Annotated in this window: 19 protein-coding genes; 8 read left to right on the forward strand and 11 right to left on the reverse strand. The window is 45.1% G+C overall.

Translation table 11 applies throughout. From position 1 onward, the window contains the following. Positions 1 to 135 precede the first annotated feature (135 nt). A complete protein-coding gene (locus FSB76_RS13920) occupies positions 136 to 1,938 on the reverse strand; it encodes a M61 family metallopeptidase (protein WP_225976510.1) in 1,803 nt (600 codons plus the stop codon). Positions 1,939 to 2,008: 70 nt separating this feature from the next. Here FSB76_RS13920 and FSB76_RS13925 point away from each other — a divergent pair, with 70 nt between their 5' ends. The 6 genes from FSB76_RS13925 to FSB76_RS13950 are packed head-to-tail and all read left to right on the forward strand — an operon-like array spanning position 2,009 to position 9,343. Continuing rightward, positions 2,009 to 2,515: a MarR family winged helix-turn-helix transcriptional regulator gene (locus tag FSB76_RS13925; RefSeq protein ID WP_147054281.1), complete on the forward strand. Its 507-nt coding sequence runs from the start codon at positions 2,009 to 2,011 to the stop codon at positions 2,513 to 2,515. Between the two features lie 13 nt (positions 2,516 to 2,528). Then, on the forward strand, positions 2,529 to 3,608 hold the full coding sequence (locus FSB76_RS13930; protein WP_147054282.1) for an efflux RND transporter periplasmic adaptor subunit: 1,080 nt from the start codon (positions 2,529 to 2,531) through the stop codon (positions 3,606 to 3,608). A 4-nt stretch (positions 3,609 to 3,612) separates the two neighbouring features. Continuing rightward, positions 3,613 to 6,741, forward strand: coding sequence for an efflux RND transporter permease subunit (locus FSB76_RS13935; protein ID WP_147054284.1), 3,129 nt, complete (start codon positions 3,613 to 3,615; stop codon positions 6,739 to 6,741). Positions 6,742 to 6,746: 5 nt separating this feature from the next. Further along, positions 6,747 to 8,066, forward strand: coding sequence for a TolC family protein (locus tag FSB76_RS13940; RefSeq protein WP_147054286.1), 1,320 nt, complete (start codon positions 6,747 to 6,749; stop codon positions 8,064 to 8,066). A gap of 45 nt (positions 8,067 to 8,111) precedes the next feature. Continuing rightward, a complete protein-coding gene (locus FSB76_RS13945) occupies positions 8,112 to 8,492 on the forward strand; it encodes a response regulator (protein ID WP_147054288.1) in 381 nt (126 codons plus the stop codon). Continuing rightward, entirely contained in the window at positions 8,489 to 9,343 is an 855-nt protein-coding gene (locus FSB76_RS13950) for an N-acetylglucosamine kinase (RefSeq protein WP_147054291.1), read from the forward strand. The genes FSB76_RS13945 and FSB76_RS13950 overlap by 4 nt, the downstream gene beginning before the upstream one ends. A gap of 161 nt (positions 9,344 to 9,504) precedes the next feature. Here the strand turns inward: FSB76_RS13950 and FSB76_RS13955 are convergent, their stop codons facing one another. Both FSB76_RS13955 and FSB76_RS13960 read right to left on the reverse strand, forming a co-directional pair. Then, positions 9,505 to 10,020 (reverse strand): DinB family protein, encoded by a 516-nt coding sequence (locus FSB76_RS13955; protein ID WP_147054293.1) that lies wholly within the window; start codon positions 10,018 to 10,020, stop codon positions 9,505 to 9,507. Next, positions 9,998 to 11,203 (reverse strand): sensor histidine kinase, encoded by a 1,206-nt coding sequence (locus FSB76_RS13960; protein ID WP_147060979.1) that lies wholly within the window; start codon positions 11,201 to 11,203, stop codon positions 9,998 to 10,000. Before FSB76_RS13960 ends, FSB76_RS13955 begins: the two co-directional genes overlap by 23 nt. A 244-nt stretch (positions 11,204 to 11,447) precedes the next feature. Between FSB76_RS13960 and gltX the strand changes: the two genes are divergently transcribed. Further along, positions 11,448 to 12,968, forward strand: coding sequence for a glutamate--tRNA ligase (gltX, locus tag FSB76_RS13965; RefSeq protein ID WP_147054295.1), 1,521 nt, complete (start codon positions 11,448 to 11,450; stop codon positions 12,966 to 12,968). A gap of 197 nt (positions 12,969 to 13,165) precedes the next feature. On the opposite strand, the gene FSB76_RS13970 is transcribed toward gltX, so the two are convergent. From FSB76_RS13970 to FSB76_RS13980, 3 genes are all read right to left on the reverse strand, one after another. Beyond that, on the reverse strand, positions 13,166 to 14,866 hold the full coding sequence (locus FSB76_RS13970) for a hypothetical protein (protein WP_192910150.1): 1,701 nt from the start codon (positions 14,864 to 14,866) through the stop codon (positions 13,166 to 13,168). 148 nt (positions 14,867 to 15,014) lie between these two features. Continuing rightward, positions 15,015 to 15,446, reverse strand: a complete 432-nt coding sequence (locus FSB76_RS13975; protein WP_147054297.1) for a hypothetical protein — start codon at positions 15,444 to 15,446, stop codon at positions 15,015 to 15,017. A 30-nt stretch (positions 15,447 to 15,476) separates the two neighbouring features. Further along, entirely contained in the window at positions 15,477 to 16,037 is a 561-nt protein-coding gene (locus FSB76_RS13980; protein WP_147054299.1) for a cytochrome c oxidase subunit 3, read from the reverse strand. A gap of 149 nt (positions 16,038 to 16,186) precedes the next feature. On the opposite strand from FSB76_RS13980, the gene FSB76_RS13985 reads away from it, so the two are divergent. Then, entirely contained in the window at positions 16,187 to 19,453 is a 3,267-nt protein-coding gene (locus FSB76_RS13985; protein ID WP_147054301.1) for a S41 family peptidase, read from the forward strand. Between the two features lie 110 nt (positions 19,454 to 19,563). Here FSB76_RS13985 and FSB76_RS13990 read toward each other — a convergent pair whose 3' ends face one another. From FSB76_RS13990 to FSB76_RS14010, 5 genes are all read right to left on the reverse strand, one after another. Further along, on the reverse strand, positions 19,564 to 19,977 hold the full coding sequence (locus FSB76_RS13990; RefSeq protein WP_147054303.1) for a YeeE/YedE family protein: 414 nt from the start codon (positions 19,975 to 19,977) through the stop codon (positions 19,564 to 19,566). Then, positions 19,974 to 20,534: a YeeE/YedE family protein gene (locus FSB76_RS13995; RefSeq protein ID WP_147054305.1), complete on the reverse strand. Its 561-nt coding sequence runs from the start codon at positions 20,532 to 20,534 to the stop codon at positions 19,974 to 19,976. Before FSB76_RS13995 ends, FSB76_RS13990 begins: the two co-directional genes overlap by 4 nt. A 21-nt stretch (positions 20,535 to 20,555) precedes the next feature. Further along, the gene (locus FSB76_RS14000) at positions 20,556 to 21,986 is read right to left on the reverse strand and encodes an MBL fold metallo-hydrolase (RefSeq protein ID WP_147054307.1); all 1,431 of its coding nucleotides are present in this window, start codon (positions 21,984 to 21,986) and stop codon (positions 20,556 to 20,558) included. 80 nt (positions 21,987 to 22,066) lie between these two features. Continuing rightward, positions 22,067 to 22,864: a sulfite exporter TauE/SafE family protein gene (locus FSB76_RS14005; RefSeq protein WP_147054309.1), complete on the reverse strand. Its 798-nt coding sequence runs from the start codon at positions 22,862 to 22,864 to the stop codon at positions 22,067 to 22,069. 72 nt (positions 22,865 to 22,936) lie between these two features. Beyond that, positions 22,937 to 23,581 carry a Crp/Fnr family transcriptional regulator gene (locus tag FSB76_RS14010; protein ID WP_147054312.1) on the reverse strand — a complete coding sequence of 215 codons (645 nt, stop codon included), beginning with the start codon at positions 23,579 to 23,581 and terminating at the stop codon, positions 22,937 to 22,939. Positions 23,582 to 23,632 lie beyond the last annotated feature (51 nt).

Consider the following 23,632-nt stretch of genomic DNA (forward strand, 5'->3'; position numbering starts at 1 on the left):
TTACGAGTATAAACATATATACTTTAAGAAGAAAACATTCATGACTTTAAACGAATTTAAGATAAGGCGTTTGTCATTCGTAAGCATAAAAAAAGCCTCGGAATATCGGGGCTTTCAATAATCTAAATGGCGTAGTTACAAACTCAGCCATTTTGTGCGCACGGCCAGCTGCTGTGCCGAAGGGCTATCAACAGGCACAACCTTATATTTTACCCTGTTGCTTTTCAACAGCGTTACTGGCAAGGTAACAGATTGCCCGTCGCGGTTAACGGTTACCTGTATTTTGTCGCCGGGTCTTTTGCCCGTTATCAGGTTGGAGCCGTCGGATATGGGGTTGCCGTCAATAGCTGTTATTTCATCGCCAACGTTAATTCCATCAATATAGGCCGCGGTACCACGGGTTACACTGGTAACCATTACTTTTTTGGCTGCGGTAGTACCGGTGGTAATACCAAGGGCGGCATCATTGTTATCGGCCAGTTCGTCAACTATTTTATAGCCGGCATAACCCAGGTACTTGTTGTAGTCAACAGGGTCAAGTCCGTTTATGTATCTTTTATAAAAATCATCCAGCTTTTTGCCTGCAAACATTTCAAAACCTTTTTTAAACTCAGCATCTGTATAGCCACGTTTTTTGGTTTTGTAATAGGTTACATACATGTACTTCATTACATCGTCAAGATTGTGTTTTTGGGCCGAATTGTTGATGATCTCCAAATCCAGCATCATGCCAATTATAGCGCCCTTGGTGTAATAAGAGATAGTGGTATTGTTCGAGTTTTCGTTAGGGCGATAACCTTTTATCCAGGCATCAAAACTCGATTCGGCTACGGTTTGTACGTTTTTGCCCGGCAGGTTTTCTAATACGTTAAACTCGTTGGCTATCTGCTCCAGGTAGTTTTCGGGCGGATAAAGGTTGGTGCGGCGAACGGCTATCTCCTGGTAATATTCGGTGAAGCCTTCGGCAATCCAAAGGTTGGTGGTATAATTTTCGTTATCGTAATCAAAGGGGCCTAAAACAATAGGCCGCAAACGCTTCACGTTCCAAAGGTGAAAGTGCTCATGCGCTACCAGGCCCAGGAAACCCTGGTACCCTTTTTCGCTGCCATAATTATCGCGGCTGATGCCCAAAACAGTTGAGCTAAGATGCTCTATACCACCTCCGCCACGCAAATGATTATGGATAATAAAAGTATAATGTTTATTGGGGTTTTCGCCAAATATGGCTGCCTCCTGCTGAATAATAGCGTGCATATCTTTTTTAATACGCTCTTTATCGTAGTTGCCGCCTCCGTACATACATACTTCATATTTAACGCCGTCAACATCAAAACCGAAAATGTCCTGGTTGCCAACTTCGATGGGAGAATCGAACAAAATATCAAAGTTGGGCGAGTGGCGAACAAAAGGATTGCCGTTAACCATCTCTAAACTGGTTGAAACTTTAGCCCAGTTACTATATGGCGTAATGGTGATAGTTGATGGCGAGTGCAGCATATTGGCGGGATAAATAAATATACCCGTCGTTGACAGGAAAGCATGTGTTACATCAATATAGCTGGTACGAACCGACACCTCGTTGGCGTAAACGCGATACTTTATGGTAACGGCGGCCACACCTTTTGTAGCAATACGCCAGGTGTTTTTATTGATTTTGGGCGAGGCTACAATTTTGCCATTGATGCTGGCGCTAAAGGCCTCGATGTTTTTGGCAAATTCCCTCACCAGGTATGATCCAGGTGTCCAGACAGGCATTTTAAGATCGAGCGTGTTTTGCTTGAGCCCGGTGATATTCATCTCTATTTCGGCATAATGGGCCTGGGCTTCGGGGAAGGAAACAGTGTATGATATATCAGATAGGGGTTGCGCCTTACTGGCGTTTACATTCATAAAAAGTAAAATTAATGATACAGTCGCGGTCAGCTTAATTGGTTTCATGCGTGCAAGTTATAAAAATTATATTTTTTTAAAATATCAGCCTTGTTTACACTTGTAAAATGGTTGATACATGCAACTAATTAACCTTGTGGGTAAGTATGTTTGCTGCCGCTTGTTTAAGATGCAGCTGATAGAACCCATATCCCGGAAACTGATACGTTTAGGTAAGTTATACCTTAATGTGCTGGCAAAGCATACCGCCCACCTGGATGTTACCCGGTACCACTTTATTCTGTCGCTTATATACTATCACGATGGGCAGCTTACCCAAAACGCGCTGGCGCAAATACTGGATAAAGACAAATCGGCTATGGTAAGTATTATTAACATGCTTACCGCAAAAGGCTTTGTTTACCGCGAGAGCAACCCGAATGACCGACGCGAGCATTTGCTAAGGGTTACCGAAAAGGCAAAGCTGGCTGTACCGCAGATTGTAGAAACTTTTGAGCACATCAACGCTGATATCACCAAAGGCATATCGGCGCACGAGATGAAAATATTTGAAAGCGTGCTGCAAAAAATGCAGACCAACATAAAGCCCTTTACAACCGAACCCAATTTAAAGATCACAAAATGATTGTTGATTAAATATGAAGACAAAATATATTATTTACACGGCGCTGGCCTTGCTGGTTGCTTATTTGGTTTACAACAAGTTTTTTAGTAAAAGCGCCAAAGAAAGCGCGGCAGCACAAGCCGGCGGTAAAAGCGGCAAGAAAAAGAACGGACCGGTAAACGTGAACATTATGATTGTGAAAGATACCGCCGTAAACAACATTATTGATGTAACGGGCAGTATTGATGCTAACGAGAAGGTAAACCTGGTAAGCCAAACAGCAGGCAACATCACCGGGATTTATTTTAATGAGGGTAGCAAGGTGCAAAAAGGTCAACTGCTGGTTAAGGTATATAACCAGGACCTGGAGGCTTCATTGGCTCAAAACCAATACCAGGTAACCCTGGCCAAACAAGTGGAGTACCGTAATAAGGTATTACTGCAAAAGGAAGCCATAAGCCAGGAAGAATATGATACATCGTTAACCTCGCTAAACTCGTTAAAAGCTGCAGCTGATGTGATAAAAGCACAAATATCACGCACAGAAATCAGGGCGCCATTTTCGGGTACCATCGGGCTGCGTAATGTGAGCCCCGGCAGCTATCTGTCGCCGTCATCGCCTATTGCGCAGCTGGTAAATATCGACCCCGCAAAAATCACCTTCTCGGTTCCTGAACGATACTTGGCCATACTTGGCGTAGGCAGCAAAATCAGGTTTAATACCGAAAGCTCAAGGGAAAATTTTACAGGGACTGTTTATGCTATCGAGCCTTCTATCGATGTTAACTCGCGTACTATTACTGTGCGGGCCAAAGCGCCAAACCCCAAGGGCTTGTTAACCGCAGGTAGTTTTGCCAAAATTAATTTAACGCTCGACCAGATTCCCAAAACAATCCTGTTACCAACCGAGGCTGTTATCCCCGATCTGAAAAGCAGCATTGTTTACGTTGCCCACAACGGGATTGCTGTTGCCCGGCCGGTAAAAACAGATTTGCGTACCGATACCAAAATTCAGGTGGTAGATGGTTTAAAGCCTGGCGACAGTGTAGTGGTTTCGGGCCTGATACAAATGAGGGCGAAAGTTCCTTTAAAAATTATTAAAGTAATAAAGTAACGCCATGAGTTTATCCTCAGTAAGTATAAAAAGGCCGGTATTGGCAACAGTAATGTCGGTAGTTATTGTTGTGTTCGGTATTATTGGCTACAAGTTTTTAGGGGTGAGGGATTTCCCGTCGGTCGATCCGCCAATTATTTCGGTATCTACCAGTTACTCGGGAGCGAATGCCGATGTAATTGAATCGCAGATAACCGAGCCGCTGGAAAAATCGATCAACGGTGTACCGGGTATCCGTAATATATCATCAACAAGCTCGGTTGGATCAAGTAATATTACAGTAGAGTTTGACCTTGATGCCGATTTGGAAACTGCGGCTAATGACGTGCGCGATAAAGTAGCGCAGGCACAGCGCCAACTGCCACAGGATATTAACGCTCCGCCGGTAGTAACCAAAGCCGACGCCAGCGCCGACCAGATTATCACCCTTACCGTGAGCAGCGACAAGCGTAATATTACCCAACTGGATGATTATGCCGAAAACGTATTGCAGGAGGGCCTGCAAACCATACCCGGCGTAAGTACTATTAATATACAGGGCCAGCGCCAGTACGCCATGCGCTTATGGATAGACCCTAACAAACTGTCGGCTCTTGGCCTTACGGCTACCGATATTGGCGCCGCGTTGGCCAAAGAAAACGTGGAGCTGCCTGCCGGTAAAATTGAGGGCAATAATACCGAGGTAACCATAAGGGCCCTTGGCAAGCTATCAACCGAAAAAGATTTTAACAACCTCATCATCCGTGCCGATAGCAGCCGGGTTATTCACCTGAGCGATATTGGCTACGCCGTTTTAGGATCGGCTAATGAGGAAACTATATTTAAGGAATCGGGCGTGCCTATGGTGGGCCTGGCTATAGTACCACAGCCGGGAGCGAATTATGTGCAAATAGCCAAAGATTTTTACGCCCGTTTAAAACAGATTCAGAAAGACTTGCCGCCCGACATTAAGGTAAAGGTAGCGCTGGATAATACCCGCTTTATCAATCAGTCAATCACCGAGGTGCAGGAAACACTTATTATTTCCTTTGTACTGGTGGTTATCATCATCTACCTGTTTTTCCGCGATTGGCTAATCGCCTTCCGCCCGCTGATAGATATACCTGTATCACTGATCGGGGCCTTTTTTATCATGTATGTGTTTGGCTTTTCCATCAATATTTTAACCCTGCTGGGCATTGTACTGGCAACGGGGCTGGTGGTTGATGATGGTATTGTGGTAACAGAAAACATTTACAAAAAAGTAGAGGCGGGGATGGCTATCCGCAAAGCAGCATTTGAAGGTTCGGCAGAAATTTTCTTCGCAGTTGTTTCGACTTCGGTAACGCTGGCGGCTGTGTTTTTACCTATTGTGTTTTTACAGGGATTTACAGGCAGGCTGTTCCGCGAGTTTGCGGTAGTAGTAGCCGGGGCGGTTTTAATATCGGCCTTTGTGTCGTTATCGTTAACACCGATGCTGAACGTGAAGCTGATCAGGAAGAACAATAAAAAGTCGAAGTTTTACGAGCGAACCGAACCGTTTTTTGTGAACATGACCACATCGTACACCGAAACGCTTATAAAATTTATGAAAGTGCGGTGGGTATCTTTTGTTATCCTGGCCGTGTCTTTGATAATTATTGGTGTATTGGTGAAAGTTATTCCGTCTGAATTGGCACCGCTTGACGACAGAAGTTTATTGCGTTACAGCGTAACCGGATCTGAAGGTGCCACATACGAGTACATGACCCGGTATATGGACAAAGTTTCAAACCTGGTGGCCGATTCGATACCGGAAGCCAATATTAACCTCGAGATCGTTTCGCCTTCATTTGGCGGCGGCGGAGCGGCAAATACAGGTTTTGGCCGTGTTGGTTTGGTAGCGCCCGACGAGCGTACGCGTACCCAGCAACAACTTGCTGATTGGATGAACAAAAAACTAAGCAAAATGCCCGACGCCCGGGCCATTGTAGTGCAGGAGCAAACCATAAGCGGCGGCGGCAGCGGCGCGCGTACATCATTGCCGGTACAGTATGTTATACAAAACCAGGACTTTGAAAAAATAAGAAAAGTGCTGCCAAGGTTTTTTGCCGAGGTTTCCCGTAGCCCCGTTTTCCAGGGAACGGACGTGAACCTTAAATTTACCAAACCCGAATTAAGGGTGGTAACAGATCGCGACAGGGCACGTGATTTGGGTGTTTCTGTAGATGACATAGCGCAAACGCTGCAATTGTATTATAGTGCCGGCCGTTTAGATTACTTCCTGATAAACGGGAAGCAATACCAGGTAATAGCCCAGGTTGACAGGGCCAACCGCGATCAGCCGCTTGATTTGAGATCGGTATATGTGCGCAGTACCAAAGGGAACCTGGTGCAACTGGATAACGTGGTTAAAACTACCGAAGGCGCCACGCCGCCGGCTATCTATCACTTTAACCGGTATAAATCGGCAACCATTCAGGCTGGTTTAGCTCCGGGCAAAACAGTTGGCGATGGTATTGCCGAGATGGACCGGATCTCCAAAAGCCTGCTCGACGAAACGTTCAGCACCGCCCTCAGCGGCCCATCGCGGGATTATGCCGAAGGATCGTCAAATATCTTATTTGCCTTTGGCTTTGCGCTTTTGCTGATATACCTGGTTTTGGCTGCCCAGTTTGAAAGCTTTATGGATCCATTCATCGTGATGCTTACCGTACCGCTGGCTATTTCGGGTGCATTTTTATCGTTGTGGCTGTTTAATCAAACACTGAATATTTTCAGCGAAATAGGTATCATCACCCTGGTAGGGCTGGTAACCAAAAACGGGATCCTTATTGTGGAGTTTGCCAACCAGCGCATGGAACATGGTGTGGCCAAGTACGAAGCCGCTATCGAGGCCGCTACTGCCCGCCTGCGCCCTATACTTATGACCAGTTTGGCCGTTGTATTAGGCTCGGTGCCAATCGCCTTCGCGCTGGGTTCGGGTGCAAAAAGCAGGGTATCGTTGGGTATTGTTATTATGGGCGGGATGCTGTTCTCGTTAGTATTAACGCTTTATATTATCCCATTGATGTACGTGATCTTCGCATCAAAAACCCGCCGCGACCCGGATGAAGAGCCTGAAGAAGAAACCGCGCCAGAAAAAAAAGAAATGAAATTGATTGAAAATCTTTAACTGATATGATCATTAAAAAAACAGCTTTCCTGCTTTTTTGCTGCACCCTGTTGCGGATGCAAACCTGGGCACAGGAAGCACCGATGCTTACGTTAAAAGACGCGGTTGAAATAGCGTTAAAAAACAACTATAATATAAAGCTTTCGCAAAATAACAAAACCATTGCGGCCAATAATGTTACGCTTGGCAACGCCGGTGTTTTGCCAAAGGTTAACGGTAATTTTGCATCAACAAATAGTCGCTTAACCACCAAACAAACCCGTTCAGATGGCTCGGTTAATAATATCCATAATGCACCCAACACCGGTATTAATTACGGCGTTGCCCTTAACTGGACAATTTTTGATGGTTTTAACATGTTTGCCACATATGACCAGTTAAAACAACTTGACCAGTTGGGCTCACTTCGCTTGCAGGATACCATCCAGCGAACGGTAGCCAACGTTATTACCACTTATTATGATCTTATTAGCCAAAACGAGCAGATAAAGGCCCTGAAAGGAGCGATTGAAATTTCGCGCACGCAGTTGCGGTATGCCAATGATAAATTTCATGTTGGCCGCGCCTCAAAGCTTGATGTTTTAAATGCCCAGGTAAATTTAAATACAGATACGGCCAACCTGGTTACCCAATACCAGGTATTTAAAACAAGCAAAATCCAGCTTAACCAAATTCTTATCCGCGATTTGCAAACCGATTTTTCTGTAGCCGATACCATTGTGGTTGATGATAAATTGTTATTGGGCAATATTTTAAGTAGCGCGCAATCGCAAAACCCTACCATATTATCAACCCAGATAAACCGCCGCCTGGCCGAGATAAACCTTAGGCAGGTAAAATCAACCCGCTACCCACAAGTGGCTGTAACAACTGGTTATACTTTTAGCGATAATAAAACTCCGGCCGGTTTTACCCTGCAGCAAAACCAGCATGGGTTAAATTACGGCCTTACCGCAACCATTAATATTTTTGATGGCTTTAACCAAACCCGCAAGGAGCGAAACGCGAAGATCCAGATAGATAATGCCAACATCAGCGCTAAACAGGTGCAGCTTAATATAGAAGCCCAGATAAATAGTTTGTATGCAGCATACGTTTCGGGACTCGACCTGATTGCTTTAGGCCAGGCAAACGTGGTTATAGCTAAGAAAAACCTGGATATATCGCTTGAAAAGTATAAGCTGGGCAATATTACACCGCTCGAAATCCGGGAGGCGCAGCGCAATTATCTTGCTGCCCAATCAACTTTTTTTGCAGCCCAGTATCAATCAAAGCAGGCAGAAATTACTTTAAAACAGATAACAAGCAGCATAAATATTCAGTAGCGGGATTATTTTATTTTAAATATAAAAACACATATATTTGAAAACATGTCCAATCCCTACAAAACCTGTCTGTTGATTGATGATAACTACATCGACAACTTTGTTACGCGCAAGGTTTTGGAGGCAAGTAACTTTGCCGAAACGATAGTTGTGCGCCAATCGCCAACAGAGGCGATTGATTCCCTGCGATTTGGAATTATTACACCAGATGTAATTTTCCTTGACATCCGTATGCCTACTATGAGCGGTTTTGAGTTTTTAAGGGAGTTTGATTTATTGGATATAGATAAAAAGAACATCAAAATATTCATGCTTTCATCGTCGCTTGATCCTGTTGATATGAAACAATCGGCAAGCAACAAGTATATTACCCAGTTTATCCATAAGCCATTAACTTTAAAGGCCCTCGAAGAACTTAGTGCATGATTTTAGTAGCCGATAGCGGATCGTCAAAAACAGACTGGTTACTACACATTCCTGATCAGCAACCGGTAGCATTTAAAACAGCAGGGTTAAACCCATACTTTTTAGGCGAAAAAGAAATAGCCAAAATAATTGCCGACCAGGCGCCCGCGATGCTGGCATATGGCGACGCAATTGAAGAGATTTATTTTTTTGGCGCGGGTTGCTCCAGCCCCGACAGGCATGAGATTGTTTCCAATGCCATCAGTCAGCACTTTCCGAAGGCCTATGTATGTGTGGATAGCGACCTCCTGGGCTGCGCCTACGCTACCTGCGGCCATGAAAAAGGGATTTGTTGCGTAATGGGTACCGGGTCAAACATTTCGTTTTTTGATGGCGAAGAGATTTTTGAAGGGCAGCATGGGTTGGGCTATGTTTTAGGTGATGAAGGATCGGGCACCTGGTTTGGCAAAACCCTGATCACCGATTTTTTGTATGGCCGCATGCCTGCCGAAATTAACTCGAAATTCGAAAGAGCCTATCACCTTAATAAAGATATCGTTATAAAAAACGTATACCAAAAGCCTAACGGCAATACCTACCTTGCATCGTTTTCAAAATTTGTAAGCGAGATAAAAGCAACCGTGTATGGCCAGGAGATATTGGAGCGGGGCCTGCTGGAGTTCATCCAAACCAATATCAAATCGTATCCGGAATACCACAAATACAAATGCCACTTTGTGGGTTCCATAGCTTTCTTTTTTAAGGACGAGCTTGCCGAGCTATGCCATTCGCAAGGGGTAAAAACGGGCAAAATTATCAAACAGCCAATTAACGACCTGATGGCCTTTATTTTGAAACGGAACGAGGGTTAGATATCCGGTGTCCTTTTTATCCTGAGGCACGAAGGATCTATCAGCTGTGCATGACCGCCAAAAAAGTCCGCGAATAGATCCTTCGTTCCTCAGCATGACAGTCTTTTATTTTAACGATATTTTCTCTTCAGAATTTCGCTGATTTTACCACCCTGTCGCCATTACCCAATCCCATACCTATCCCTAAAAATATTCAGGTGATGCAGCTCGTGCCCGGCCAGCATATATACAAATGCCCGCACGGTAAAACGGCTGCTGCTGGCAATGCCGTCGCGCAATAGCTGATCGTCACTAAACCCTTTGATCATGTAAATATTTGACAGCCGGGTGGCTTTAAATTCTTCGGCCAGGTCTTTAATACTAATGTTGCTTAAGTCGGTATTGGCTACATAAACGTCCTGGTCAAAGCCGGGCAATTCAATGTGGTTGCGCGAAAAAACCATGGCGCGGTAAGCAAACGTCCGTTCGGTATCAATCATGTGCCCAAGCGCCTGTTTAACCGTCCATTTGCCTGGGGCATAGGCGTAGGCGCCCTGTTGTTCGGTAAGGCTGCTGAACAATTGGTAGCTTGATTCCTTAAGCTGTTCCAGCTTTTCAATCACATTTTCATCCGGTACCAGCCCTACGTAACCGGCCGCGAATGGTGAATATTCATCACTTTTTGGTCTGCTTATCATTGCGAGTGTTTTTTAATACTATCCTAAACGTTGTACCCTTGCCCAGTTCCGAGTCTTTTACAAAAATTTGCCCGTTATGGTAATTATCTATCATCCTTTTGGTAAGCGAAAGGCCAAGGCCCCAGCCACGCTTGCGGGTGGTATAGCCAGGCTGAAATACGGTATCAAACTTAGAGCGGGGGATACCCTTGCCCGTATCTGTAACATCAATAAATACCTGGTTTTTTACTTTGTTGCCGCTAATCTCAACCTTAATGCTGCCTTTGCCGTCAATAGCGTTAACCGCGTTTTTTAACAGGTTTTCAATTACCCAATCAAATAAAGGAATGTTGATACCGGCCTTCAGGTGAGGGTTGCCGCTCATTTCAAAAGTAATGTTTTTGCTTACGCGAACTTTAAAATAATCAACAAAATCCTTAACTACTGCGTACACGCCATGCTCTTCCAGCACAGGCTTCGACCCGATTTTTGAGAAACGGTCGGCAACAATTTCCAGCCGTTTTACATCGTTTTCCATTTCGGCAACCAGCACGTCGTCCTCAGCGTTAAACTTCTCCTTCATCAATTCAATCCAGGCCATCAATGATGATATGGGCGTACCCAGCTGGTGGGCAGTCTCTTTGGCCAATCCTACCCAAACCTGGTCCTGCTCCGATTTGCGCGACGAACTGAACGCCGTATATGCCATCAGCAAAAACACCGCGATAACAGATAGCTGTACATATGGAAAAATCTTGAGCTGCGTTAACAGCGGCGAATCTTTATAATAAACAAAGTTTTCTTCGCCCAGTATTTGCAGCCTGATAGGTTCATGCTGCCCTTTCATGTATTCCAGCTCATCTTTAAAATACTTCAAATCGTATTTTTTACCCGGCGAAGGCAAATCGATATAAGTTTTGGTGGTGTCCAATCCGCGGGATAAACGGATATCGCCTTTGGCATCGGTAACAATAGCAGGAACAACCAAACTATCGCGAACGGCAATGGTGTATTTTAGGAAATCGTTGTCGTCGGAGTTCAGGATCTGCCGCATGCTCATGGCCCAAACCTGCGCGCGGGTACGCTCGGACCGGGCTATGTTTTTAACCAGGTAACTGGTGTAAAATAACGAACCGCTGGCAATAACACACGCAAACGCGAGCAGTAAATACTTCCACCTTTTTTTTTGCTGATACGGGTTTATACTGGCCACGGTTCAAATAACGGGATTTTTATTTAAATGTGCAGATTACAGATGTGCAGATTTTAAATGTGAAAAAGCATTAATGATAACTAATCCTTAACGTAAATTATTAGATTATCATTTAATGGCCGATAAATAAAGAGAATTCAGCCTTGCGCGGCCCGGCCATCTGCACATCTGTAATTTGAAATCTGCACATTTGCTTCATATCTGCACATCTGAAAAAGCTTATCTTTGCCCAACTATGACCGATAAAAAAGTAAGAGTACGTTTTGCACCGAGCCCTACAGGTGGTTTGCACCTGGGTGGCGTACGCACCGTGTTGTTTAATTATTTGTTTGCCAAAAAACACCATGGCGATTTTGTTTTGAGAATTGAAGACACCGACCAAACCCGTTATGTGGAAGGTGCCGAAGAATATATTTTAGATTGCCTTAAATGGTGTGGTCTGCATCCCGACGAAAGCCCGGTTGCCGGCGGCCATTACGCCCCCTACCGCCAAAGTGAACGCAAAGCCATTTACCGGGAATATGCCGAACGCCTGGTTATGCAGGGCCATGCTTATTATGCCTTTGATACTGCCGAAGAGCTGGACAAAAACCGCAAAGAGATCCCCAACTTCCAGTACGGGCAGGCATACCGCGATACCTTACGGAATTCGGTATCGTTGCCCCAGCATGAGGTTGATGCACTGTTAGATGCACACACGCCGCATGTTATCCGCATAAAAATGCCTGCCGATGAAACGGTAAGTTTTACAGATATGATTCGCGGGCATGTAAGCTTTGAAACCAACCTGGTTGATGATAAAGTATTGCTGAAAGCCGATGGTATGCCAACATACCATCTTGCGGTGGTAGTTGATGATTACCTGATGAAAATTTCGCATGCTTTCCGCGGCGAAGAGTGGCTGCCATCTGCACCGGTGCATTTGCTGCTTTGGGAGTATTTAGGCTGGAAAGCCGATATGCCGCAATGGGCGCACTTGCCATTGATATTAAAACCCGATGGCCACGGCAAGCTAAGCAAACGCGATGGCGCCCGCCTTGGTTTCCCGGTATACGCCATGAGTTGGTTTGATGCCAAAACAGGTGAATTAACGCCCGGTTTCAGGGAACTTGGCTTTTTGCCTGAAGCATTTTTAAACCTGTTGGCTACCCTTGGCTGGAATGATGGCACCGGCCAGGAGTTATTTACGCTGGATGAACTGGTAGAAAAATTCTCGATAGAACGTGTGAGCAAAGCCGGCGCTAAGTTTGATTTTGAAAAGGCCAAATGGTTCAATGCCGAGTGGATAAAGAAGTCTGAAGTCTCAAGTCTGAAGTCCGAAGTTATCCGGGTGTTGGCCGATAAAGGCATTGTTGTAACCGATGATGCAAAACTGGAAACGGTAATTAACCTTGTAAAAGACCGTTGTGTGGTATTGCCTGATTTTTACCTGCAGGCAGGGTACTTTTTTGAGCAGCCTAAAGAATATGACCTTAACGCTGTAAAACCTAAGTGGACTGACGCAAAGACGGATTTTTTTAATACGCTTATTAGTTTATTAACCGCTGAAGCCAGCATCGAAGCCCACGACTTTGAAACTAAATTTAAGGCCCTTGCTGAAGAAAAAGCGCTTAAAGTTGGCGATGTAATGTTGCCATTCCGCATTATGTTGGTTGGCGGCAAGTTTGGCCCGCATGTGTTTGATATAGCGGCTTTGCTGGGCAAGGCGGAAACCATAAGTAGGATAGAGAAGGCATTGGCGGCATTTACTGCGTAGGGTGATGCTTTGAATTAAACGCAAGGATATTAAAGGAATGACACCTGTTGCCGGAAAAGAAGAAAAATTTGAGGCTGTCTCATAAGTAAAATGGAGGCTCTGAGAATCGTCTACACAAAAACGTTCTCCGCCACCTATCCGAATAAATAAAAGAAAAAGAGGCTGTTCTCGTACTTATGAGACAGCCTCAGAATAACTTACCGGATGCCTGGCTGTAAAGCAGTTCCCAAATCCAGAACAACGGCATCCCCTTCTGGTGTTAAGCGCCAGACGGAACCGTTGGCCGGTTTCGAAAACGTTCCTTGCAAAGCCTTTAGCTTATAATTTGTGTTTTCAAACCTGCAGTTCAGTTGCTTCGGGTTGATGTTAGTGTAAGGTGTTGCAGCGCCGGGGGCTACATCCATGTCCAGATACCAATTATATTCGGCCTTGCTATCCATGTATATTTTAATTTGCTTCTCGGTCAAATCTATTTCCAGCATGCCGCCTTCGCTTAGTTGCCATGATATGTGCAGGCTGTTTTTACCGGTGTTTTTAAATACGGGCGATTGCCCGGTTGCCAGAATCTCTTTTCCAGATTCTACTCTTTTAAGCCGTAAGCCGGCAATATGATCGGGCTTGCTCCAGATGTAGCCATCTACCACCGGTAGGGTAAAAAAGGAGCACTCATTTGATGTAGCCACTTGCTTTTCGTAAACCGATGGGAATTTTTCATCAAATAAATGAATATCGCGGATGCGCAGGCTGCCCTTTTCCCAAAGCAGGTTAATGCGGTAAAAGCGGCTGTTATACCAAACGGTTTTCAAATCGCTGCCGGGTATATCTTTAGTTACCGTAAATGAAGTGGCCGGTGTAACCGGGTATTTCTTTTTAAACCAGCGGCCCGATTGCTCCAGGGTTTCAACCCTTAGTTTATGCTCATCGCGTAGTTTGGCAATCAGTGGCATCTGTATTTCTAATCCTTTGGCCATGGCATCCCAGGTAAATGAGTTTTCCTGGCCGGCCTGGGTATAATTAAAGCCGAGCGAAGGATCATCGGTAAATGATTTGAAAAACCAGTTTACCCAGGTCGAATCGCCGCCGCCAAATTTGTAAACGGGTTCCAATGTAACTACGCCTTGGCGGGTAGTGCCAAGTCCGTTGTCATACTGCCGTACCGGATCGCTGCCCAACATCCGGAAGATGGGGACAGGGATCTGGTTTTGCGCGTGCTGCGCGGGCATATATGAGTTTATTTTGCTTGGATAATAGGCCTGGTTCCAGTAACCACCCCAAAGGGTATAACCATCGGTGCCATATTGGTCCTTACAGTTTGCCGAAGCCACAATATGGTATTTTTGATACATGTAATTAATGCTATAAGCATCAATAAACCAAGACGCCACCGACTTGGGGTAATACCCAAAAATCTTTTTAAAATCGCGGAAGTATACATCTATCAGTTTTTCGCGCTCCTTGGGTGTATAGCCGGTAGAAAAACCAATGTTGGCCCGCCAGTCCCAGGGATAGCGGCCGCGCCATTTAAGGCCGGCGTTTTCCACCATAGGCTGCGGGATCTCCCACCAGGCGCCAATCTCGAACGTTCCTTGTGGCAGGGTTGCCAATAGTTTTTGATATCGCTTATCCATCAGCGCATCATACTGTAAAAGGAATGTGCCGCCCAGATGATATTTTTTCATGATCTCTACCTGTTTTACCACAGTTTGGTACAATACGTCTTCGGTAATTGCCGGATCTCGCGGTTCCAGGAGGCGAATGAAGTTAACGATGTTAACAATCCTGCGGGATGTATCAACGTTCGGTGTTTTTTTATTTTGGGCGCTTGCATTTATGGCCGTTGAAATAAACAAAGCACAAAAAATAAATTTGCAGGCTGCCTTAGCTTTTGTAAAGATCATAGGGTGGGTAATGTATGGTCAAATTGGATATCAACCCACTAACGTAGTAAAATGATACGCGTTTGGCATCCCTATCTGTCTGATGGGCGAACAAACGTACGATGTGATAGCGAAATGTGTAGCCTGTTAAAGAAATCGAGCATCCGGTTTATGTAAAATCCAACGGATCAAAATAGCCCTTTTTGAATATCACCACCGATTGAGGAACAGCATTTTCTTCGTCAGGATCGTCAATGGTATTGACTCCGATGCCATATTTAACAGAAGTAAATTCATCATAGTTAATTGTTAATTCGGGATCAAAGCTTAGAAACAGGGAGACCACATCACGGTAGCGCGTTTCTAAAAGATTAACATTATTAAAAACAGGATTGGGCTTGAAATACTCGAATGCGTTTATATTTCCTTTTTCATCATAGTAAACAAATAACTCGCTTTTTTTAAAATAATCGTAATAGTCCTTGTAGTTATCTTTTCCCTTAACACCCGATGTGAAATTTTCATTTAGTTTTTTCCTTATATCTTCCCTGGTATCAGAAAAGAGCAAGCTGCCAACCGATTTAAAAGGAATAATTATCATAACTCAGCGAATTATTTGCAATCGAATTTATCATTTTAACAACAAAAACAAATAAAGATACACCCACAAAATATCTATAAAATGCCAAAAGGTAGTGCTCATTTCCATGCGGTATAAAATCCTGTACCTGGGTTTGTTTTTTAACGAGCCGGATAGGGTATAGCCCAGCAACCCAATCCCGGTTATAATGTGTAAAAGATGAACGGCCACAAAAACATAAATGAACGATTGATAGCTTTTATGCATATCAAAATAAACTTTTTGATGAAGCAATATACCCCATGCAACAGCCTGCAACAACATAAACAGTAGCCCCAACACAATCGTGATCTTTAGGTACAGGTGGAATTTAGCATTTTGCAGCCCCTTTAAACATTTGCCGGCTATATGTAAAGTGGCACTGCTGCCGAGTATAACAACAGTGCTGATAATAAACACAAAAGGCAATTGGGTGTGTATAGCATCGCCTGCCGAAGTTGATATCAGGAACACACTGGTTAGCCCGGCAACCAGCATAAATGACGATGCTATTGCCAGCCAAACCATAAACTTGCGGGCATTCAGGTTTTGCAAATCCTTCCGTTCATCCATGCCGAAAAATAGTGAATTGTTGTATTAAAAGTGCAATTGCCGGCGTATTTTCCGCACGTGCTGTTAAACAGGCCGGGTACTTTTACGCGTAATATCAACCAAATTGTTTTTGAGGTGTCCATTATTTATATTTGGTAAAAAAGCTACTTATGCGTACTAAACTCATCGCTTTAACTGTGTTAACGCTCAGTTTTTCATTTGCCTACAGCCAGCAAAAAGGATATTACCGAACGCCCTGCATCAGCAAAAACACCGTTGTGTTTACTGCCGAAGGAGACCTCTGGAAATACGACCTTGCCAGCAGCACATCAACCCGTTTAACCACCAATGCCGGGGTTGAACAAAACCCTGCTATATCGCCGGATGGAAAGCAGCTTGCTTTTACGGGGCAGTACGAAGGTGTTGCAGAAATTTACCTGATGGATATTAATGGCGGCGTACCCAAGCGGCTCACTTACGACTATGACGGCCGCAATGAATTTATTTCCGGCTGGACAAAAGAGGGCGATATTTTATACCGAACCACTGCCATTAGCGCGCTGCCCAATCCGCAGATGGTAAAGCTGAACCCAGCGACGGGCAAAAAGCAGGTTATTCCGCTGTGGCAGGCATCGTTAGGCTGCTATGATGACAATGGCGTGCTTTATTTTACCCGCTTCCCAAACCAGGGCAGTAAAACAAAACGCTACAAGGGCGGCCTGATAGAGCAGGTGTGGAAGTTTGATGGCAGGCAGGAGGCCACAAACCTCACCGGCGATTTTGACGGTACCAGTACCAGCCCAATGTACTACAATGGCCGCATCTACTTTTTATCAGACAGGGATGGCACCATGAACCTATGGTCGATGGATACAGGCGGCAAAAATTTAAAACAGCAAACCTTTTCAAAAGGTTGGGATTTGCAAACACCGGGTATTTACGAATCAAAAGTTGTTTACCAGAAAGGAGCCGACATTTGGCTATACGATATCAATACCAACCAGGAAAGGATATTGGATATTAACCTCACATCTGATTTTGACCAGCGCAAACCCCGCTGGATAAAAGGACCGGTAAATAGTATCAGCTTTTCAGATATCTCGCCAAATGGCAACTATGTGGCTATTGTAAGCCGCGGCCGTGTGTTTGTATCGCCTGCTAAAAGCGATCGTTGGGTGGAGATTAACCCTAAAAGTGGTATTCGGGCGAAAGACGTCCATTTTATAAATGATAAAAGCATAGCTGTATTATCTGATCAGAATGGCGAATTTGAAGTGTGGAAGATGAGCGCCGACGGCATTGACAAACCGGTGCAGATGACCCGGAAAAGTACCACCACTATCGCTCTTTTCAAGGTATCGCCCAATGGTAAATTTGTGGCCTACAGCGATAAAAACGAAGTGCTGCGAATAGCCGATGCTACAACAGGCGAAATAAAATTTACTTACGATAAAACGTACGGCGGCATAGCCGAACTTTCATGGTCGCCCAATAGTTTGTTGCTTAACGTTACCGAAAGTATTGAGAATACCAATATGCAGATAAGTATGGTTGACACGCGCACCATGAAGATGAAAGCGGTTACCACTACCCGGCTTAACAGCTATAGCCCGGCCTGGTCGGCAGATAATAATTGGCTGTATTTTGTAAGTGAGCGTAATTTATATTCAAAAACCCGCGGACCCTGGGGGCCCCGCCAACCCGAGCCGTATTACACACAAACTGCGGGCATTTACGCAATGCCCTTAGATACCGGCGCCAAATTCCCCTTCCTGCAAACAGATTCATGGCTTACCGATTCGGTTTTTACAGCGATGGAAAAAAAGAAAATGGAGAAAAAAGCCGATAAGAAAAGCAAATCTGTGGTAGCGCCGGCAAAGGTTTATGACTGGGCAACGGCCATGCAAAGTGTTTACCAGGTACCGGTGAAAAGTGGCAATATAACATCAGTAGCCATAGCAGGCGGCTTCCTATACTGGCTGGATAGCGGCCCCGATGGCGAGAACGATGGCGGCAAAATATTTGCGCTAAAAATTGAGGAAAGTAAAAAGTACGAGCCTACCGAGGTGGCATCGTTTGTAAGGGATTTCAGCGTATCGGCCAATGGCAAAAAAATACTGATCCAGTTTACCAATAAATCGTTGGCTGTAGGCGACGCCAACGGTCAGAAAATGGAGCTGGAAAAAACCAAAGTCGATTTGGCCAACTGGAGTTTTTCCATCAATCCACAGGAGGATTGGAAAGAGATGTTTGACGATGCATGGCGCATGATGCGAGATTATTTTTATGACCGCGACATGCACAAAGTAAAATGGACCGACGTGAAAAAGCAGTACGAGCCTTTGCTGGCGCGTGTAACCGACCGTTATGAGCTTGACGATCTGCTTGGCCAAATGGTTGGCGAATTATCGGCATTGCACACCTTTGTGTATGGTGGCGACAAACGTACATCTGTAGATAAAATACCCACAGGTTTTTTAGGTGCTACATTTAGCAAAGTTGCAGCAGGTGTTAAAATAGAACATATATACAAAGCCGATCCCGACTATGCTTTTTCTTCGCCGCTGGATAAACCAGAATTGAAAATAAAAGAGGGCGACATCATTACTGCGGTTAACAACATACCGCTTACCGGGGTAAATGACATTGGCGAGGTGCTGGCCGATAAGGTTGGCATCCCTGTTAAACTAAACCTTTTAAGCAGGAGCAAAAAACTATATGAACAGGTAGTGAAGCCATTTTCGGCAAATGATGCTTACAATTTGCGTTATGACGAGTGGGAGTATAATACCCGCCAAAAGGTGGATAGCGTAAGCAATAATGATATTGGCTATATCCATCTGAAAGCCATGGGGGGCGATGATATGGATGCCTTTGTAAAGCAGTTTTATCCAATTTTTAACCGCAAGGGGCTGATTCTGGATGTCCGCCAAAATTTTGGAGGCAACATTGATAGCTGGGTACTTGAAAAACTGTTGCGTAAAGCGTGGATGTATTGGCAGGGCCGTGCGGGTGGGCCAACCTGGAACATGCAGTATGCGTTCAGGGGGCACATGGTACTGCTTTGCGACCAGCAAACCGCATCGGACGGCGAGGCTATTAGCGAAGGTTTCCGCAGGCTGGGCCTGGGTAAGGTGATAGGGATGCGCACCTGGGGTGGCGAGATTTGGTTATCAAGCGATAACAGGATGGTTGATGGCGGTATAGCATCTGCTGCCGAAACGGGCGTGTTTGGCCCCGAAGGTAAATGGCTGATAGAAGGACACGGCGTTGACCCGGATATAGTTGTGGATAACCTGCCCAATGAATCGTTCAAAGGAAAAGACGCGCAGTTAGAGGCCGCGCTGGCTTATCTGAAAAAACAAATAGCCGATAAGCCCGTAGAAGCACCGAACGTACCGCAACACCCGGATAAATCATTTATATATAAACAATAACGGGGGTAGTTTTAGGGTTTAACTTAACAATTAAAAAGCCTTCGCTTATTAATGGCATTAAAAGCCAATAAGCGAAGGCTTTTTTGTTATAATGCTTTTATTCGCGGTTTTTAATGGGGCAACTTACGCCGGAACAAACCATAAAGGAAGGTGCCAGCCAACGCGCCGATAACCACAATGATAAAGGATACATAGCCGTAGCCGATATTAACAAACATGGGGCCTGGGCAAGCGCCGGTAAGCGCCCAGCCCAGCCCAAATATTAGGCCGCCGATGATGTAATTTGCCCGTGTTTTTTCTTTATCCGTAAATACGATAGGGTTGTCCAGTGAATCTTTGACGTGGAACTTTTTAATGAGGTAAACAGCCAATGCGCCCAATACCACAGCTGTGCAAATAATACCATACATATGAAACGACTGGAAGCGGAACATCTCCTGGATGCGGTACCAGGATACAGCTTCAGACTTGGTCATGATGATGCCGAAGATGACGCCGGCAATAATAAATCTTAATCCTTTCATATCGATAATATAAGCGGCAATAAAAAGTGTGTCATGATAAGGCCGCCGGCAAAAAAGCCAATTACAGCTAATAGGGAGGGAAATTGCAGGTTTGATAGGCCGCTGATGGCATGCCCCGATGTACAGCCGCCGGCATACCTGGAACCAAAGCCTACCAGTAAACCACCGGATAACAGGATGACAATGTTTTTGAAAGACAAGCTATGAGCCCCAAAAAGCTGTGCGGGGTTTAGCTGCCCATCAAACTTTACGCCGATGGCTTTAAGGTCGGCTACTGTCGCGCTGGCCAGCTTTAATGGTGCGTCGTTTTTTAACAGGGTTGCAGCTATCAACCCGCCCAAAACCGACCCAACTAAAAACAGCAGGTTCCATTTTTGTGCCCGCCAGTCGAAATCAAAAAACGATACTTTTTTACCCGTGCCTACCATGGAGCAGATGGTGCGCAGGTTTGATGAAAAACCAAATGATTTTCCGAAATAGAGTAACAAAACCATAATAGCGGCAATTGCCGCTCCCGAAATGTACCAGGGCCAGGGTTGTTTGAGCAAATCAAGCATCTTTATTCCTTTTATTTAAAATTATGAATTGGTTTGGGGCATTGTGCTGGGGCACACATAAGCGCTTAGGTTAAACCTGCCCGAATCTTTCATAACTTTAAAGCCACCCTTTACATCAACCAGCTTTGTAAATCCCCGCGCCCTCAGCATCGAATTGAATATCATTGAACGGTAGCCCCCTGCGCAATGCACATAGTAGGTTTCATTTTTATCCAACAGGGCCATGTTGCTGTTAATATCATCCAGCGGCAGGTTTTCGGCGTCTACTATATGTTCGGCATAGTATTCCGTTGCCTTACGCACATCAAGAATTTTTACCGGGCTATGATTGCTTACTTTATCCGCAAGTTCATCAACTGTTAACGATACAATGCTATCTGTTTCGTTGCCGGAAGCCACCCATGCCTCAATGCCGCCCTTCAAATACCCAATGGCATGATCATAACCCACCCGGGCCAGGCGGGTAACAACTTCTTCTTCGCGCCCCTCTTCGGTAATCAGCAAAATCTGCTGGTTAATATCCGGTATCAATGCGCCAACCCATGGGGCAAAGCTCCCGTCGATTCCAATATTGATGGAATTAGGTACAAAGGCCTTCGCAAAAACCTGGGCCTCGCGGGTGTCAAGCAAAATGGCGCCGGTGCTGTTGGCCGCGACTTCAAACGCTTCGGGGCTTAAAGGCCGGGTTCCCTGGCTCAGTACTTTTTCAAAGCTTTCGTAGCCTTCTTTGTTCATTTTAACATTCAAGGGAAAATACACCGGTGGTGCGGTTAGCCCTCGCGTAACTTCGGTTATAAACTCATCGCGGGTCATGTTAGGCCGCAGGGCATAGTTATATTTCTTTTGGTTACCCAGGGTATCAGTAGTTTCCTTGCTCATGTTTTTGCCGCAGGCCGATCCGGCACCATGGGCGGGGTAAACAATAACATCATCGGGCAACGTCAGGATGCGGGTACGCAACGAATCGAACAATAAACCTGCCAGGCCTTCCTGGGTTAGCCCTGACGCTTTTTGTGCCAGGTCGGGCCGGCCAACATCGCCGATGAATAAAGTATCGCCAGAGAACAATGCGGTTTCTTTGCCAAACTCATCGCTTAAAAGGTAACAGGCCGACTCCATGGTATGGCCGGGTGTGTGCAGTACTTTTATGGTGAGTTTGCCAACTTTAAAGGTTTCGTTATCTTTAGCTATATGCGCATCAAAGCCGGTTACCGCGTTTGGCCCATAAACAATTTGTGCGCCGGTTTCCCGTGCCAGATCAATATGGCCCGATACAAAATCGGCATGAAAATGAGTTTCAAAGACATACTTAATGGTTGCCCCCGCGGCTTTGGCTTTAGCTATGTAAGGCTCCACCTCCCTTAATGGGTCAACAATGGCAACCTCGTTTTCTGATTGGATGTAGTACGCCCCCTGGGCCAGGCATCCGGTATATATTTGTTCAATACTCATGATATTTTCTTTTACTTTAACAAAGGTGCAGTTTAGCAAGCAGGCAGATGGTGACCAAAGTCACCACCCATCAAAATTATTTAAAAAAACAGTTCTTTAGCCAGTATATAAATACCCATTACCAGTACAAACCAGCCAAAACCCTTTTTTAGTTTGTTGCTGTCAACCCTGCGGCTAATCAACCCGCCTGCAAATATACCGGCTATAGCTATAGCTGTTATTTTTAACAGGAATATCCAGTTGATTGCAAAATGGCCCAGATCGCCGGTAAAGCCAATGAGCGAATTCATGGCGATGATAAGCAGCGATGTACCAACGGCCTGTTTCATGGGCAGGCCTACTAATAAAACAAGGGTGGGTATCAGCAAAAAACCGCCACCGGCGCCTAAAAAACCGGTTGCCAGTCCTATACCTATGCCATAAAGCAATAGTTTGGCAATGTTGAGTTTTTTAATGCCGGGTTCAAGCGGTATTTCTGTTTTACTGCCGCTTTTGATCATCGCTGTTGCTGCGGCCACCATCAATACCGCGAAAAATACCATGGTTAAGATGTTTTGGGTGAGCTGAAAGCTGCCTATTCGCAAAAGGTTATGAGGTATCAGCGGTACCAGGAACTTGCGCGAAATAAAAACGGTACTGATAGATGTTAAACCAAAAAGCAATGCTGTTTTAATATTCACCAGCCCCTTGCGGTAATTGGTAAAAACGCCAACCATGCTGGTTGAGCCAACAATAAATAACGAATAGGAGGTTGCTAAAAGCGGGCTGGTGCCGAAAAGGTAAACCAGCACGGGAACCGTAAGGATAGAGCCGCCGCCGCCAATAAGGCCAAGCGAAATCCCGATTAATGCTGATGCGAGGTAAGCTAAAAACTGCATGTTTAAATAATTAACAACGCAAAAGTGCTTGTTTTACCCGCCGGGAACGGTGACTTATGTCACTACGGCTTTTTATTTTTTCCATTCAATAAAATTGCGGTTCAGCACAATATCGCCCCGCTGCTCCATTTTTTTAAGCAACCGGGAAATCACCTCGCGCGACGAGTTCAGATCGGCGGCAATTTGGCTGTGGGTTATTTTTAGTTCGCGTGTTTTTAGCTTTTGATATTGATTTTGCAGGTAATAGTATAAACGCTCGTCCATACCCTTAAAGGCGATATGGTCAATCACTATCAGCAACTCTTCGTACCGGGAGCGGTAGGTTTCCAACACAAAATAGTACCATGTTTTGTAGGTGGTCATCATTTGGTCCATTAAGGCTAAAGGCATGGCCAAAACAGTAGTATCCTCAATGGCTTTACCCATTACCTCGCTGGTTTCCTGTTTGGCAGCACATATCATGGTTAGGGCACAGGCATTGCCCGGTTCCAGGTAGTACATAAAAAACTCGCCTCCGTCATCACCTTCACGGTATAGTTTCACCCGGCCATTTAAAATCATCATGGTTGATTTGATGTATTGGCCGGTACGCAACACAACCTCGCCGGCTGGAATATGAATAACCGACGCGTTTTGAACTAAAAAGGCCTTTAACCCAGGCTCAAACTGAGGGAACAATTGCTCTAAATAGTTCTGGATAACGGATTGGTCTGTCATAATACGGGTAAAAGCAAGAAAGATGTTTAGTTTGCCGAAGGAGCGGGGTGG

The organism is Mucilaginibacter ginsenosidivorax (assembly GCF_007971525.1).
GTDB lineage: Bacteria > Bacteroidota > Bacteroidia > Sphingobacteriales > Sphingobacteriaceae > Mucilaginibacter > Mucilaginibacter ginsenosidivorax.